Annotated in this window: 9 protein-coding genes; all 9 read right to left on the reverse strand. The window is 35.9% G+C overall.

The features are described 5' to 3' along the window. Positions 1–3 precede the first annotated feature (3 nt). Positions 4–1,335 carry a glycine/betaine/sarcosine/D-proline family reductase selenoprotein B gene (locus TDE_RS00400; RefSeq protein WP_010956677.1) on the reverse strand — a complete coding sequence of 444 codons (1,332 nt, stop codon included), beginning with the start codon at positions 1,333–1,335 and terminating at the stop codon, positions 4–6. A gap of 18 nt (positions 1,336–1,353) precedes the next feature. Further along, positions 1,354–1,962, reverse strand: coding sequence for a helix-turn-helix domain-containing protein (locus TDE_RS00405; protein ID WP_002680931.1), 609 nt, complete (start codon positions 1,960–1,962; stop codon positions 1,354–1,356). A gap of 24 nt (positions 1,963–1,986) precedes the next feature. Continuing rightward, positions 1,987–3,471, reverse strand: a complete 1,485-nt coding sequence (locus TDE_RS00410) for an aldehyde dehydrogenase family protein (protein ID WP_002680934.1) — start codon at positions 3,469–3,471, stop codon at positions 1,987–1,989. 340 nt (positions 3,472–3,811) lie between these two features. Next, positions 3,812–5,200 (reverse strand): small ribosomal subunit Rsm22 family protein, encoded by a 1,389-nt coding sequence (locus TDE_RS00415; protein WP_002680936.1) that lies wholly within the window; start codon positions 5,198–5,200, stop codon positions 3,812–3,814. Next, positions 5,193–5,510: a MerR family transcriptional regulator gene (locus TDE_RS00420; RefSeq protein WP_002680938.1), complete on the reverse strand. Its 318-nt coding sequence runs from the start codon at positions 5,508–5,510 to the stop codon at positions 5,193–5,195. Before TDE_RS00420 ends, TDE_RS00415 begins: the two co-directional genes overlap by 8 nt. Before the next feature lie 2 nt (positions 5,511–5,512). Then, positions 5,513–6,943, reverse strand: coding sequence for a ribosome biogenesis GTPase Der (der, locus tag TDE_RS00425; protein ID WP_002680939.1), 1,431 nt, complete (start codon positions 6,941–6,943; stop codon positions 5,513–5,515). Next, positions 6,930–8,714 (reverse strand): phosphoenolpyruvate--protein phosphotransferase, encoded by a 1,785-nt coding sequence (gene ptsP / locus TDE_RS00430; RefSeq protein ID WP_002680940.1) that lies wholly within the window; start codon positions 8,712–8,714, stop codon positions 6,930–6,932. Before ptsP ends, der begins: the two co-directional genes overlap by 14 nt. Before the next feature lie 140 nt (positions 8,715–8,854). Next, positions 8,855–12,274, reverse strand: coding sequence for a UvrD-helicase domain-containing protein (locus tag TDE_RS00435; protein ID WP_002680941.1), 3,420 nt, complete (start codon positions 12,272–12,274; stop codon positions 8,855–8,857). A 23-nt stretch (positions 12,275–12,297) separates the two neighbouring features. Continuing rightward, positions 12,298–15,135 carry a PD-(D/E)XK nuclease family protein gene (locus TDE_RS00440; protein WP_002680942.1) on the reverse strand — a complete coding sequence of 946 codons (2,838 nt, stop codon included), beginning with the start codon at positions 15,133–15,135 and terminating at the stop codon, positions 12,298–12,300. Between the last annotated feature and the right edge of the window lie 88 nt (positions 15,136–15,223).

Below are 15,223 nucleotides of genomic sequence, written 5' to 3' on the forward strand. Positions count from 1 at the left end.
ATTTTATCCCTCCTTATCATGGTCTACAGTGAAAACAGTAGGTGATAAGACTTCTGTTTGCAAGGCTTCTAAAGCTTTATCAACAATTTTACGTCTGTATGCCGTCTCGCGTTCAAGAGGGAGCATAGGATTACCTACAGGTGCAGTAAATCCACCGCCAAAAACAATTCGGTTTGCCCCAACACTTTCAGATATGGACGTAAATGCGTTTATATGTACGTTTGGAATACCGACACGATCCAATTCTTTGCAAATCGTTGCACCGCAACGTGTACAGGTTCCTCACGTACTAGTTAAAATTACAGCACCTACACCTTCTTCTTTAATTTTCCTTGCCCAAGCCTTGCCCATGGACTCACTAACAGCCACATTTGTACCAACACCGCATGTCGTTCCAAAGTAAGGATATATTCCCCCAATAATACCTTCGGCTTCACATTGTCTTAAAGCATCTAAGGGAATCAATCTATTAGGCTCTGCAGATGCTGCTGTAGTATCATATCCCCCATGAATGGACTCATATACCCCTTGCGGCAAGGTATCGCGGTTAGAAATATCGTAGACTTTAAAATCCTCAGCAAAGGCTTGCTTGAGTTTATCAGGGTTTCCAATAGGAACTAATCCGCCGGTAGTAAATAATGCTATAGTTGTTTTGTTCATTTTATGAATAGGCGGAGCAGGAGGAACTCTCTCAAACCCCCGTAAGGGAACCTCAGTTTGATAGGGCCGGCCATTTAACTTATCCAACAACATATCCACCACTCTTTCAGCACCGGTTTTTTTATGGTATTCATTATAGCGATGCCCTGTCGGTAAATATCCTTCAATACGGGCAGGACCTATTTTTTCCTTCTTAGCAAGTTTTAAGGCAAGGTCAGCTAAGTCCTGCAATGTTTTGTGCATCCCCGCAGCAGTTTCTGTGCTGCTTATTATATAATTATTTCTAACATATATTTTAACAGCGGGATTTTCGTGCCACATAGCCGTAACAGATGGAAGATTCAGATTACTCCGAACATAGTCACATATTTTAGCACAAGCCATACCATATCTTCCGGCATTAAATGCCGGACCTGCAATTAAGACATCAGGTTTTTCTTCTTCTACAATTTTTTTCAGCTGCCTACATACTTCTTCAAAATTCCTATCAAGATTTATATAATTATCTCCGCAACAAATAACTTTTGTCACAATCATCTTTCCATGCCATAAGCCTTCTAAGCCGATAGCAGGACCCTTTTTGTCTCTCAAAACAACAAAACCGGAGTCTGCCGATGATTCACCGCCTATACCGGCATAAAACTGATTTATATAATGAATAGCCTTATATATCATTTATATCCTCCTATTGCTTTACGGCTTCTTCTTTTCAGGTAGTATTTGCTGTCCATAAGGAGGACTTGATACTATCACCAAAGTAGCAGGTTGTTCTTCGGTATAAATTAAATGCTCAGCGTCAGAATCAAAAATAATACAGTCACCCTGTTCAATTTTAAATTTTTCGGCTTCTACCATCACACAAACACAGCCGTCTAATACTAAAACCATTTCTTGTCCCTCACCATGCTTGTGAATATTTCGTTCAGACGGCTCATTAGGAGGTAAATAAGCATAACTAACCTGCAAATGGGTATAGCTTTCCGGGGTGATAACTTTATATGCAATGTTATCGTAAGTATTGGCATTACTATACAAGTCTTTTTTACGAAAGACCCTCGGCACAGGTCCGTTAGGTGTAAGAAAAGAAACAAGATTAACTTTAAAATAACTTGCAATTTTTTGTAAATTTGTGATGGAAACCGAATATTTATCATTCTCTAAACCTGAAAGGTAAGAATAACTCATACCAAGATCTTTCGCCATTTGTTGTAATGAAATACTACGCACTTTTCTAAGAGCACGAATTTTAGAACCTATAGAAATATCCATTGACTCTTCTTTTTGTTTAATATCTTCTTCCATAAATACCTACCCTTTATAGCCTTATCAAATAGGAAGCAACACATTATCAACGGTTTCAACAAATACGGTTTTTGAAATCATATATTTATGTATACCTGCTATCCCTATCCCGCTTTCTTTCCATCCGGTACCGGGTGATTCAATCATGCCTTTACTAAAATAATTATTTATATAAATCTGACCGCTATTTATTCTGTCTGCCACACGAATCGCCCTCTTTATATCTTTTGTAAATACTCCTCCGGCTAGGCCATATTTAGTTGCATTTGCCAAAGAAATGGCCTCTTCTTCTGTGTCAAAAGGTGTAATACAAGCAACAGGACCAAATATCTCATTTTGGAATATCTCCATTTCAGGTGTAACATCTGCAAAAATAGTTGGCGGAATAAAATTACCTTTCTTTAAGAGAGGTTCCGAATATGGATTTCCGCCGCAAACCAATCTTGCATTTTGTTTTTTCCCTTTTTCAATGTATTCCCATACCGTATTGGCATGTTCTCTGGATATTAGGGTATTTATGGTTGTAGACGGATCAAACCCATCTCCCGGCTTTAATTTATAAGCAGTCTCAACCATAGCTTTGATAAAGGGTTCATATATACGGCGTTGTACTAAAATCCTCGTCCCTGATACGCATATTTGACCCGCATGATTAGTAAAACCATACACGGCAAAACGCGCTGCTTGCTCAATATCAACATCTTCAAAAAAGATGTTAGGACTTTTACCGCCCAGTTCTAGGGCAATATCTTTTACCAATTTTGCAGAATGCGCAATTATCTCACGGCCTGTCTCTACCCCGCCTGTCATCGATACCATATCCACAAGCTCACTCTCAACTAGACAGTTTCCTACTTCAGCACCTGAGCCGGTCACTACATTAACGACACCGGAAGGAAAACCGGCTTCTTCATAAATACTTGCCATAAGAATCATTGACAACACACCCCAACTTGGCGGTTTAATTACAACGGTATTACCGGCTGCTAAAATTGCATTTACTTTTTGACATCCCATAAGAAATGGGCCGTTCCATGGAAGAATCTCTCCTACTACTCCGCAAGGATTCCATGTTACATAATTAAGAGTTCCATATTCACTCGGCACCACTTTACCATCCAAACACCTTGCCTTTCCTGCAAAGAATTCAAATGAATCAATGGCCATAGGCACTTCCCAATAGCGGCATGCACTATAATTTTTACCGCATTCAAGCGTTTCAATAACTGCAAGCTCTTCAGCACGCCGTTCAAGAATTTGGGCAGCCTTCAATAATAATTTACTACGATCTTTTGCAGACATTTTTCTGTAAGGACCTTCATCAAAGGCTTTTCTTGCTGCAGCAATTGCTTTTTCGCAATCAGTTTTTGTACCTCGATAGGCCTTAGCAAAAGGTAAATTATTGACAGGGTTTATTACATCAACAATAGATCCATTCTCTGACGGAATATATTTACCGTCAATAAACAGCTGATAAGGCTCTTTCTTAACATACTTTAAGGTTTCCATTTTTATCTCCTTTTTAACAAATTTTACTTTTCTATTATATCCTATTAATAGAACATCCTATTAATAGTATAAAACCTATAATTCATTATGTCAAGAAAAAAAAATATTTTTTTTATATTTATGACAATTTACGTCAATTGAACAACTTTATTACAGCTAAAAATTGATATTTTAGAGATTTTAATTGAATATACTTTAAATTTTTTGCTTTTTAAGATAAATCTTCGCAGCAAATAAGAAAACTATAATAATTTATTATGATAATACTATTTATAGAACTATCAGTGCTTTAGGTTTTAGAAAATTTCGCATATAAAAAGGCTATAATTCCATGCCGGCTCTAAACTCTTATAATCAAAGCACCGGTTTTTCTGTCATGGAAGAACCGGTTTATTTTTTCGTCTTCAATTTTTATAAGAGAGCCGTCTACATATTCTTTAAGCTTTGACCTTGGGCCTTTTTTTTCGGTTAAAAGTAAAAAGCCCTTTTCGGAACAAGCATAACGGCCGATCTTTCCATCGTCAAGTTTTATTATTTCGGAGCTTATACGTGCAAGGAAGTCTTTTTTTTCCTTTTTAGACTCAACCGGCTTTTCTTTTTTTTCTTCTCCTCTGCAATATATAAAAGAAAGGCTTGCTCTGGTCTTTTCGAGTCTTGCCGCTTCAGAAAGCTCAAAAAGTTTTGGAGGAGCATCATCTGCATAAAAAGAAAAATGACACCATTTATCCGAGGCTATAGGATATTTTATATTTTTTTGTTCAGCCGTTTTTTTCCCGGGGATAGGACAGATTTCTGCATGTGGACAGGGCGAAATTATTTTATATTTTTTTTCGATAAAGTTTTTACGCAAGGTCGAAACGAATTCGCCTGCAAGGGGAATGCCGGGCTCAATTATCAAAGCGGCTCCATCCTTTTGAAGATAATGCCTAATGGTTCTTGCAGCTCTTTCAGCTTCTCCTTCAATTTTAATTGAAGAATCCCAAAATATTTCGTTAAACATATTTGCACTTACAAAAAGGTTTACCTTTTCTTTTAAAGGAAGGCCGAAACTGCCATTTAACTTTGTAAGCTTCCAATTAGATGCTTGCTTTATTCCGGCATTTTGATTTGTAAAAGCAAAAAGAGAATTAAACAAAGCTTCTCCTGCCGCCAAAGCCTTCCCCGAAATATCGGCACAATACCAATGAAGTTTTTTTGAGCGCAATTCAGGCTTGGCAATCCAAAAAGCACACATAAGGGTCATGGGCCCGCAGCCGAAGTCTGCAATTATGTCTCCGTCCTTTAAATCAAAATCAAGATTACCTATCAATTTTGAAATACGCACCAAGTTCCACCACATATAGTGGTAAATATAGGCCGTTAATTTTACGGGATTGTTTAGGTAATTTACTTTTCGCGAGCCTCTTTCATTTGTAAGTTCATGGAATAAGATACGGATATCCTTTGGAACCGAAGCAGTTTGTTTTGAAGAAAGTTTTAGAGCATCCTTTATTATTAAATCAAAGGAATTTAAAAGAGCCTTTGTGTCCGCATCATTTTCTTTAAAAATATTTTTGCCGGTATTTTTTGTCTTTACAATCTTTACCGGAAACTCTTCCCGATTATTTTTCTTTTCAGACCTCTTTTCTTTGGTCAGGGGTTCATCAATTTCTTTCTTTTTTTGATGATGAATTTTTGTCTCATTCTTCTTTACAAACTTTTCGTAAAATGGTTTATTTTGTTCAGTCATTTTTTTCTTCCCGTATAATTCCGTAAATATCTAAAAGCTGATCCCTAAGCTCGGATATTTTAGCCGTAAGGGAGCCTTGGGCTGCACTTTGGTTTATTATTTCGGCAGCAGCACCTTCAACCGTGTACTTTTTTTTATTTATTAAATAGTCCAGCCGATAGATGATTCCCAAATCATGAGAGCTGTAAATACGCCTTCCGCCCAAATCTTTTTTAGGCTGCAAGACGGGAATATTGTCTTCCCAATATCTTAAAGTATGAGATTTTATCCCTGTAATTTTTTCAACTTCACCTATCGAAAATCCATTCATTCCTAAAGCCTTTCTTCCCAGCGTTTTCGGCTTCCCTTAACTTTAAGCAAGATAGGAATCATTTCAAAACCCAAATCGCTTCTGATTTTATTTTGAATATACCTCATATAAGACTCGGTTACATAATCGGGCCTGTTTGAAAACAACAAAAACTCCGCCGGACGGGAACCTGTCTGTACAATGTACCTAAAGGTAAAGGCTGTTTGACGGCCTTGCGGAGGAGGAGCAGCCTGAAGCCAATCTTTTAAGGCAATGTTTAGAGCCGATGTTTCTATTTTTTTATTTAACTGCTCGAACATTTTGACGGCCGTGTTTAAAAGCTCTTTAATTCCCGTCCCCTCATTTGCCGAAATAGCGAGTACGGGAGCATAATCCATTTTGCCGAACATAACTTTTATGCGTTCTTCTTCATCCTTAAAAGCTTTTTTTGTTTGCTCCATCAAATCCCATTTATTTAAAACAAAGATGACGCCGAGGCCGCGGTTGGTAGCCTGTACTATAATTTTTTTATCCTGTTCTGTTAAGCCTTCTTGAACATCTATCAGATGAAAAACTATATCGGCATTGTCCATGCTTTTAATTGCACGCACTACGGAATAATATTCTATATCTTCATTGACCTTTGCCTTGCGCCTTATTCCTGCAGTATCCTGAATAAGAAATTTTTTATTTTTATAAGAAAATTCTCCTTCAACAATATCGCGGGTAGTTCCTGCAACATTTGAAATTATCGAAGCGGAAGAACCTGTAAGATAATTTGCCAATGTTGATTTTCCCGTATTGGGTTTACCGACAATCGTAATTCTTATTGTATCATCTTCTTCAAGTTCTTCTACCTTGCTAAAATCAAGACCGGCTGTCAACTCTTCAGCCAGCTCCGAAATATTGTCGCCGTGCTCGGCACTTATGCAGGTCAAGGATTTAAAACCGTAAGAGTAATAGTTGCAAGCCTCCGCCATGAGCCTTCCGCCCTCGGTCTTATTTACGGCAACAACCAGCTTATTAAAATATGGCCGTAAAAATTGAATAAACTCTTCGTCTTCTGCAGTTGCAAGACCTGCATCGAGAAGAAGTAAAATCCTGTCGGCTTTTTTTAAGGTGGAAATAGTTTTTTCCATGACAAGTTCATCTATCGTATCTTCAAACGCATCACCGCTTCTTGTAAGTTTAAAGCCGCCCGTATCTACAAGCATGACAGGAAGGCCGTTTATAATTGCCTGCGCTTCGACAGGATCGCGGGTTACGCCGGGAGTCGGATCGGTAATGGACCGGCGTTTTCTTAAAAATCGGTTAAACAATGTAGACTTGCCGACATTGGGACGGCCCACAATAGCTATCAAAGGAATGTTTTTATATTTTTTTTGATGAGAAAATTCCGAGCTATCCGGACTTATATTTTCTTCATCAATAATTTCATCTTTAGTTTTCGGCATAATAGATCTCCAATGCTTTTTGTACCTCTGTTTTTATTTGAGACGCGGAATTTAATTTTTTAATTTTTTCATATAAGACTTCCGCATCCTTGACATTTACGGACTGCATAAACTTTTGCATTTTTAAAATTTTCCCGGCAGGCATACTGAAATGTCTCAAGCCCATTCCCAAAAGTAAAAAGGCGGCATCTTCATGCGAAGCCATTTCTCCGCACATAGAAACCAAATGCCCTACCTGTTCTTTTATAAACCTTTGTGCATCAATAACGTTTTTGATAAGTCTCAAAACGGCCGGTTCAAAATAATTTGCAAGATAAGCAACCTTTGTGTTTTCCCTGTCAGCCGCCATCGTGTATTGAATAAGATCGTTCGTTCCGATAGAAAAGAAATCCAGATACGGAGCATAGAGGTCGGCAGCTACAGCCGTGGAGGGAACTTCAACCATAATCCCTACATTAACCTTTTCAATTATTTTTTTCCCGTCAGCATTACATTCAAGTTTACATTCTTCGATTATTTTTTTAACTTCAATAATTTCTTCAATATTTGAAATCATCGGAATCAAAAGAAAAACATTTCCGAAAACTCCGGCCCGCAGGATAGCCTTTATTTGAGTTTTAAATACTTCTTTTCTTTCTATGCAATAGCGGACAGCCCGCCAGCCGAGAAGAGGATTTTTTTCACGCAAGGTTTCCTGTTCATCAATCATCTTATCGGCACCCACATCGAAGGTTCGGATAACTACGGGCTTTTTGCCCATAGCTTCAACAACTTTTTTATAAGCTTCAAACTGAGTGTCTTCATCGGGAATTTTGCCGTCCTCTAAAAATAAAAACTCGGAGCGGAAAAGACCTATGCCGTTTGATATGGTAACGAATTTATTTTCAATTTCTTCAGGGAAGGCAATATTCGCATTTACCGAAACCTTAACTCCGTCCTTTGTTGTGATTGAAAGACGCTCAGTATAATTTTTTTGAGCTTCTAAGAGTTCCTTAATTTCAGCATTTCTTTTTTCGATACGTTCCTCATATTCTTTTATAAGAGTCTTGGAAGGGTTAAATAAAACAAAGCCTCCGTCCGCATCGAGAGCCGCAGGCATATTGGTTCGGGCAAAATCCATACAGTTTTTTACACCTACGAGCATGGGAATATCCCAAGCACGGGCCATAATCGAAATATGGCTGGTAACACCCCCCTCTTCCATAATTATACCGCTTACTCCCGCATTTTTTACCAAGAGGGCCTCGGAGGGTTTTATCAGTTTGGCTGCAATAATCGCACCCTTTGGAACTTTTGTAAATCGGGAATCCCTTGCTCCTTGTTTAAGGAGATGAACAAAAACGGATTCAAAAGCATCCTGAATATCTACAGCTCGAGCACTAAGGTATTTATCTCCGGCTGTTTGTAACATTGCAATGGTTTCGTCCAATTTTCTTTTTAAAACAAACTCGGCATTCATCCTTGCTTTTTCGATGGCGGCAAAAACGGAATCCAAAAAGGCCGTATCCGACAGCATAAGAATGTGGGTTGATATAATATCTTCACCGGTTTTGTCGTTTTCGTTTTTTTCTACATCAGATGATGAAGATATCAGTTCCGAAAGCTCGTTTTTTGCCTTTTCCACGGCACCGGCCAATCTCGATTTTTGCAAATCAATTTCATTTTCAGATATGGAATAAGAAGGAATCACCGTTTCAGGCTGCTCCATTATACAATACAGCGGTCCGGCGGCTAAACCGTCGGAGGCTATGAGTCCGTTAAGTTTTTTCATACTGTCTTTATTATAGTAGAAAACGAGGGAATTGACAACTATTAGGGGAAGAAAGCCCTTGCCATTCTCTCAAGGCATCATCCTTTTTTAGAAAAATTAAAAGAAAAACACATAGCTCCGGAACGGCAATATTGCATTACCTATGTTTTAAGCTCAACACAATGTCCCGTTTTTAGATAGAAGATAAAGGTCTTAACCTCGATTGGCTTATCAGTATTTTCTTTAAGATTTTCCGATTCGGTTTTTGCAAGATCAGAGGCGGCTTTTTTATAAATCTTCAGCTGGGTTAAGTGTGAATCCGGATTTTCTATCTCATCGGTTTTATAGTCGACAACATAGACTATTCCGCTTTTTTTAAAAAGTAAGTCTATCTGCCCGCTTACAATTTGCCCTTCATAATCCGTTAAAAAACCGTATTCGCTTTTTAATTGTTCGGCTTCTTTTGCAAGAACATACATATCCGAATTAAAGAAATTATCGGCCCAAGCATAAATCTTTTTTCTTTCAACTTCGGAATGACCTTTTGGATAAATAAATTCTTTATTTAAAAGACGAGCTTCTATTAAGGAGTGGGTAAGAGTTCCCAACTCGGCCGCTGTAAATTCTTTTTGTCCATCTTTATCTTCAAAAGAATCAGGCAGCTTATCTTTTTCAGAAGTTAAAGAATACAAATAACCTTCTCTTGATTTTTTATTTACCTCATGAGCAAGACTTGTAGCGGTAGTTATTCTTTTTTCTGCAAGATTAAATTCTTTTACTTTAGAAGAAGCAAAAAGTTTTTCAAAATTGACTTTTTCATGCTTTTGTGTTTTTAAATTATTAAACAGCTTCTTTCTTTCGGTAGGTAAAATCTCAGTAAAAATAATATCTTCATGTTTATCGGGAAGAGCAGGCAAAAGCAATTCAAAAAAGCTTATAGTCTTGTCCGAAAGTTTAAGCATGCTTTTTATTTCTTCAAGACTTCTTGAATCTGAAGATGAACAATCATTATCTTTGGTCACATCTTTTTTAGAATCTTTAGAGTCTTCATTTTGTAAATGATTATATACGCCGCTTATAATTAAATAGGATTCAGCTCTTGTAGCTGCAACATAAAGAAGCCGTTTTGTTTCTGCAACAAGCTTTGCATTAGCCTCATCACGTAATGATTCAAAAATCAGATTGCCAGCTTTCGCAGGCAAGCCCGGAGCCTTAGGAGAATACAAAACAGGTCCCATATCTTCATTATAAAAAACGAGCCCCTCTTTTTTTTCAGGGATACCCCTATTTCCGCAGTCGGGAACTATAACAATAGGGAATTCCAAACCCTTGCTCTTATGCACAGTTAAAAATTGAACGGAGTCTTTTTGATCATCTAAGGGAAGCTCCATATCATCAAGTCTTTCATTATCTTCAATATGAGATGAAAGCAAATCCACAAATTGAGAAAAAGTTAATCCGTTGATATCAGCCTGACATGCAAGCTCAAAAAGATAATCATATAAATCCATATAGTGATGATTTTCTTCATTGCTCAATAAAAAATATCTATAAGCTTCTTCATACCAAAGATATGTAACCGACTCGGCACAGCTCATAGTTAAAATATTTTTATTTAAGCGAGCAAATAAATCGCAAGCCCGCAAATAGGCATCTTTATTTTTTTCATTTAATTTTTCCGCTAAAGAAATATCGAAAGCTTTTGTAAAATTTAAAAGTAAAACTGCAAAGGCATCATCATCTATATTTACAAAAGGCGAATGTAAAACTTGAGCATAAGTTTTTTTATCGGAAGGATAGGCTATAATTTTAAGCATAGCATAAATATCATTTATAGGCGCATCATTAAACAAACCTCTTTGCTGTACACTCCTATAAGGAATACCAAAATTGCGGAAAACTCTTTCGTATGTACTTTGCTTTGTTGAAGCTCTGAGCAAGACGGCAAAGTCGCTCCATGAACAAGCTCTTGCAGATTTACCGTCCCTAATTTTAAAACCTTGATTACGCAATTCTAAAATTCTTTTTGCAAGATAAAAAGCTTCAGCTTCTACAGGACTAAGAAACCGGCTTGAATCTTCCAAAGCATTAAATCTTTTTTTATCAAAAAACATTATTTCAATTTTAGGCTCAATCCCTTTTACAGGAGCTCTCGTTTCAGTCGGCACATATTCCGCTTCATAGGCGGGAACAAATCCGTTTTTTTCCAAGGGCTTATTTACCTCGGAATAAAAAACTTTGGAGAATATTGTATTAAATAAATTTATAAGAGTAGGCTCCGTGCGGTAATTTATCAAAAGCCTTGTAGCGGCAAGTCTTTCTTTATCCGAAATATCGTCAGCAAGTTTTCGGAATACGGAAACATCAGCTCCTCTAAAAGCATAAATCGACTGCTTTTCATCTCCGACAAAAAAAAGTTTATTGGGACAAAGTTCGTGAGGACCGGGCACGAATTTTTCGGAGCGTTCAAATTTTTCGGCAATTAAAAAAAGCAAATCTCTTTGCAGACTATTGTTATCTTGAAACTCATCTATCATAATAATGTCTGCATTCTTTTTATAAAAGTTTCGTAAATCTATGTCATTTATCAAAACATCCACAGCAAGCTGTGACACATCCGAAAAAGTTAAAAGACCTCTTTGTTTTTTTTCATATATATATTCTTTTTGAAGCTCATTAAGCATATCAAAAAAAGAAGCTAAGAAATCTCGTGAGTAGTCAAAATTATAAATACATATAAGTTTTTCATATATGATTTTTAATTTTTCTTTTATTTCTTTTACGGCATCATTTCCTCTACCTTTTGCTGTTTTAGAAATTTTATCTACAATAGGAAGCAGCTTAATAAAGGCTTCATCTTTTATCGATTCTGGAAAATGAGGAAGGGTAGAAAACTCGCTAATAGCTTCTTCCGTAAAATTTTTAGAAGGATCGTTTTCTTTTATAAATTCAAAAACATCAAAACATTCCGCTAGAGTTTTTCTTTCTTCGTCATCATGATATTTTATTTGATCTTCCAAACTTTTTTTAAAATCAATTGGTCTTGAAATCAAAACATAATTACTTAATAATTTTACAAAAAGGCCCGACACAAAATCATCTATGCCGTTATCACCTAAAAAAAACTGCATCGTTTTATCCGAGCGCATTTTCAAAAAGAAATCCAAGCCTATGCGGTAAGCCAACTTTTCCGATTCGGTATTATCAATGTTAAAATCGGGAGAAATACCTAAGTTTCTACATGCATCCCTTGCTATTCGATTGCAAAAAGAATCTATCGTCGAAATTTTTGCAAGATGAAATTTTTCGATAGCATTTTTTGCGTTAGGATGATCTATTTTTTTTAACTCGTTATAAATTCTTTTGTGCATCTCGGCTGCGGCTTTTTCGGTAAAGGTTAGAGCTATTATTTTTTCTACGCTGACACCCTTTTCAACAACAAAATAAACATAGCGCGCAGCCAACACTTTCGTTTTTCCGGAACCGGCTCCCGCAGCAATTACGGAATTTTTTTCAACGCTTACTGCATTTTTTTGATTTTCATTTAAACTATCCATTATATTTTTTATATAATCATTCATCTTAATCTTATCTCCAATAAAATTTACTTAACCGAATAAGCTGTTCTGCAAATATGTTTAAACCCGCATGTACTGCATGTTTCAAATGAAACTGAAGAAGGTTTTGTAAAATCTTGATTCTTTACAAGCTCTACAAATCTTTCCGCTTCATTAATAAATGCGTCGATTGAAGATTGAAAATCTTCACGTGATCTTTCAGATCCGCTCCGTGTAACCGGAATAGCTTCATTATCGTTTACAACCTTGTTTATTTTTTGCTGCACAAAACTTAAAAACCATGCATGTTCTATAGTTTCAAAATTTTTCTTTTCTTTTGTTGAATCCTTTTTTAATCTGGATTCAGCCAAGAAGATATACATTGGTATCTGAAAATCTGTCAATTCTATTTCTTCCGCAGTTGAATTTTTTTTACCATATGAAGAATAGGCCGGCATATTATTTGTTTTATAATCTATAATTACTCCGCTCCTCCCATCTTGCGGAAAAGAAGCTCTATCTATTTTGCCCCGATATAAAATGCCGTCATTTTCCATTTCTATCCATTCTTCTACCCATTTAGGTTCATATCCGTCCAAAAGCGAAGCATCGCTTTCTAAAACAAAGCTGACGGCTTCCATCACCCTTTTTTTTAAAGATTGAATAAACGGCTTTGCCAAAGCACCTCTAAAATCCATGGATTTTTCTGCAAGGTCATCGAATATTAAAGAAGCTCTTTCAATATAATTATCTAAGTTTTTAGAATTAAAATATTTATCCGTTGAACCTATCTCTTTATAAAGAACTTCCAAAACATTGTGCGAAAGGTTGCCGATATTTCTGGCATCAAAGATATCGGCATCATAGTTTTCCGAAAAGACGGAAAGAACTTTTTCTAAAAACCATAAAACGGGACACTCGGTAAATATTTTTAAATCGGTTTGACTTAATTTAAGAGAACCTTCCTTAAATAAATTTTTCTCCATATACGAATTTAATTCTTCGCTAATCCTATCGTATGAATTTTGCAAATAAGAAAAATCTTTTTTCCTCTTTAATGTAGAAAATGTTGAGGCTGCATTTTTTTGAATCTTATATATTGCAGAAGTTTTCTCTGAGTAATCTTCTTTCTTCTCGGGATAATCGAATAAAAAAGAATCATAGGATTTTAATTCTTCTGTTTTTTTATTTACCCGTTCAGCATTTTTAATTTCTTCGTCTTCCGAAATTTCAAAAAGATTATTTATAATCAAATACGAATTAAAATTATGAGGACTAAAACTAAAAACAGTATTTGGAGATTCTGTATAGGCTTCAAAAAAATACGGTGATGCATCGGTTTCAAAAACACCCAAGGCTTCTCTTTTATCCTTACGCAAAAAAGAAAGTTTATTATAAATAATATTTGTATGGTCTTGACTGCAATTTAAAACAAAATGATAGCTAAAAGGAGTAGCAGCGGCAACTCTGTAAGGAAATATACTTACGGCAAGCCCTGTATTTTGAGGAACATAGATAGCCTTATCCAATTCCGAAATAAAAAACTTAAACCTGTCACAGGGCATGTAGGCTTCAAACTTATCTTCCAAATATAAAAGTTCTTGAAGACAAGAAATACAACGGCCCAAGATTGCATTATCTTTTTCGGAAAAAAGATTTTCATCTATCAATTCATTTCTGAATAAAAAATAATTTTTTTGTAAATCTGCAAAAGTTTTAGATTCGCAAATTCTATTTACGACATAATAAAAACTATAAAACCAATCTCTCGCTTTTTTCTTTTGCTCAACTTCAATTTCATCTCTTTCATAATTTATTTTAAAAGATTCTATCCAAATATTTTTATAAACAGTATCTTCTTTATTTTCTTTCCACGATACTGCGCAATTATTCTTTATGCCGTAATCTATTAAGGCTTCAGCCCCTTCCCTATCCTTCCAAGGAATATGCTTATTTAAAACAATAGGCTTCATAAATTCAAAAGCAAAATTATTTTGCACACAATCATAAATAAGAGAAAAAAGTTTACCGGCTTGTTCAAGCCCCAACTTAAAACCCGATCGGAATTCAGCAGGAATCCCTCTAAGATAAAATTCTCTTTTTATATAAGCTGCATAGTTTTCAATATCGGGAACACTTACGGCAATCTCATCGGCTCGCACTCCTTCACTGAGAAGTTTTTCAATTTGTAAAACCGTATTTTTTAATTCGCTTCTGGAATTTTTATAAACATCAATTAAGTTTTTCTTTTGATTGAATCTAGGACATGGAATATAGCTTATTTCTTTTTGCTGCCTTAAAAGCTCCGCATGTTCACCAAAATCTTCCATCAATTCGGGATAAATAATAATATATTTTTTTTGATATGAATAAAATTCCGAAGAAACCCAAGAAGGCTCAAACAAAGAATTCTTTTTTAAAAAATCGGTATACTCATTCTTTAAAACAAGATAGTCCTTCATTTCATCATCTTCTAAAAAATCGGAACCTTTATCGGCATAACGTTTTTCAAAGTGATCGAGCTGCGGCAAAATCCCTGCAATCCATTCGGAAAATACGGCACCCGTTTCGGCATAGTCTTGCGGGATAAGGAATTTAAACAGAGGCTCTCCATCTTTTGCCTTTTCCGAATTAATACGGCTTATATATTGGGCAAAAATTCTGCGCACCGTATTTGATACGGGACTTAAAGAAGAGGCTTTAGAGACAAGACAAGATTCTTTAAAACCGTCCCACGACATATAATTTTCAGAAGGGACAGTCCCCAATCCGGTAATGTTAAGCGATTTTTGAAACCATAACCTTGAAGCAATCCTCGAAGGAAATACAAAAACATTTTGTAAATCTCTTCCATAAGTCTTTATTGTTTGTTCTATTAAATTCATACCGGTTATGATTATATCATAAAATATAAAAATTATTAAGATACAATTAAAGTAAACTTACAATTATACTTACTCCCTTTTCAAAAAG

The sequence above is a fragment of the Treponema denticola ATCC 35405 genome (assembly GCF_000008185.1).
Classification (GTDB): domain Bacteria; phylum Spirochaetota; class Spirochaetia; order Treponematales; family Treponemataceae; genus Treponema_B; species Treponema_B denticola.

What these genes read in the sequence shown, in the direction of transcription:
- TDE_RS00405 (WP_002680931.1), bottom strand. Translation starts at nt 1,962, where the DNA reads ATGGAAGAAGATATTAAACAAAAAGAAGAGTCAATGGATATTTCTATA.
- TDE_RS00410 (WP_002680934.1), bottom strand. Translation starts at nt 3,471, where the DNA reads ATGGAAACCTTAAAGTATGTTAAGAAAGAGCCTTATCAGCTGTTTATT.
- TDE_RS00415 (WP_002680936.1), bottom strand. Translation starts at nt 5,200, where the DNA reads ATGACTGAACAAAATAAACCATTTTACGAAAAGTTTGTAAAGAAGAAT.
- TDE_RS00420 (WP_002680938.1), bottom strand. Translation starts at nt 5,510, where the DNA reads ATGAATGGATTTTCGATAGGTGAAGTTGAAAAAATTACAGGGATAAAA.
- der (WP_002680939.1), bottom strand. Translation starts at nt 6,943, where the DNA reads ATGCCGAAAACTAAAGATGAAATTATTGATGAAGAAAATATAAGTCCG.
- ptsP (WP_002680940.1), bottom strand. Translation starts at nt 8,714, where the DNA reads ATGAAAAAACTTAACGGACTCATAGCCTCCGACGGTTTAGCCGCCGGA.
- TDE_RS00435 (WP_002680941.1), bottom strand. Translation starts at nt 12,274, where the DNA reads ATGAATGATTATATAAAAAATATAATGGATAGTTTAAATGAAAATCAA.
- TDE_RS00440 (WP_002680942.1), bottom strand. Translation starts at nt 15,135, where the DNA reads ATGAATTTAATAGAACAAACAATAAAGACTTATGGAAGAGATTTACAA.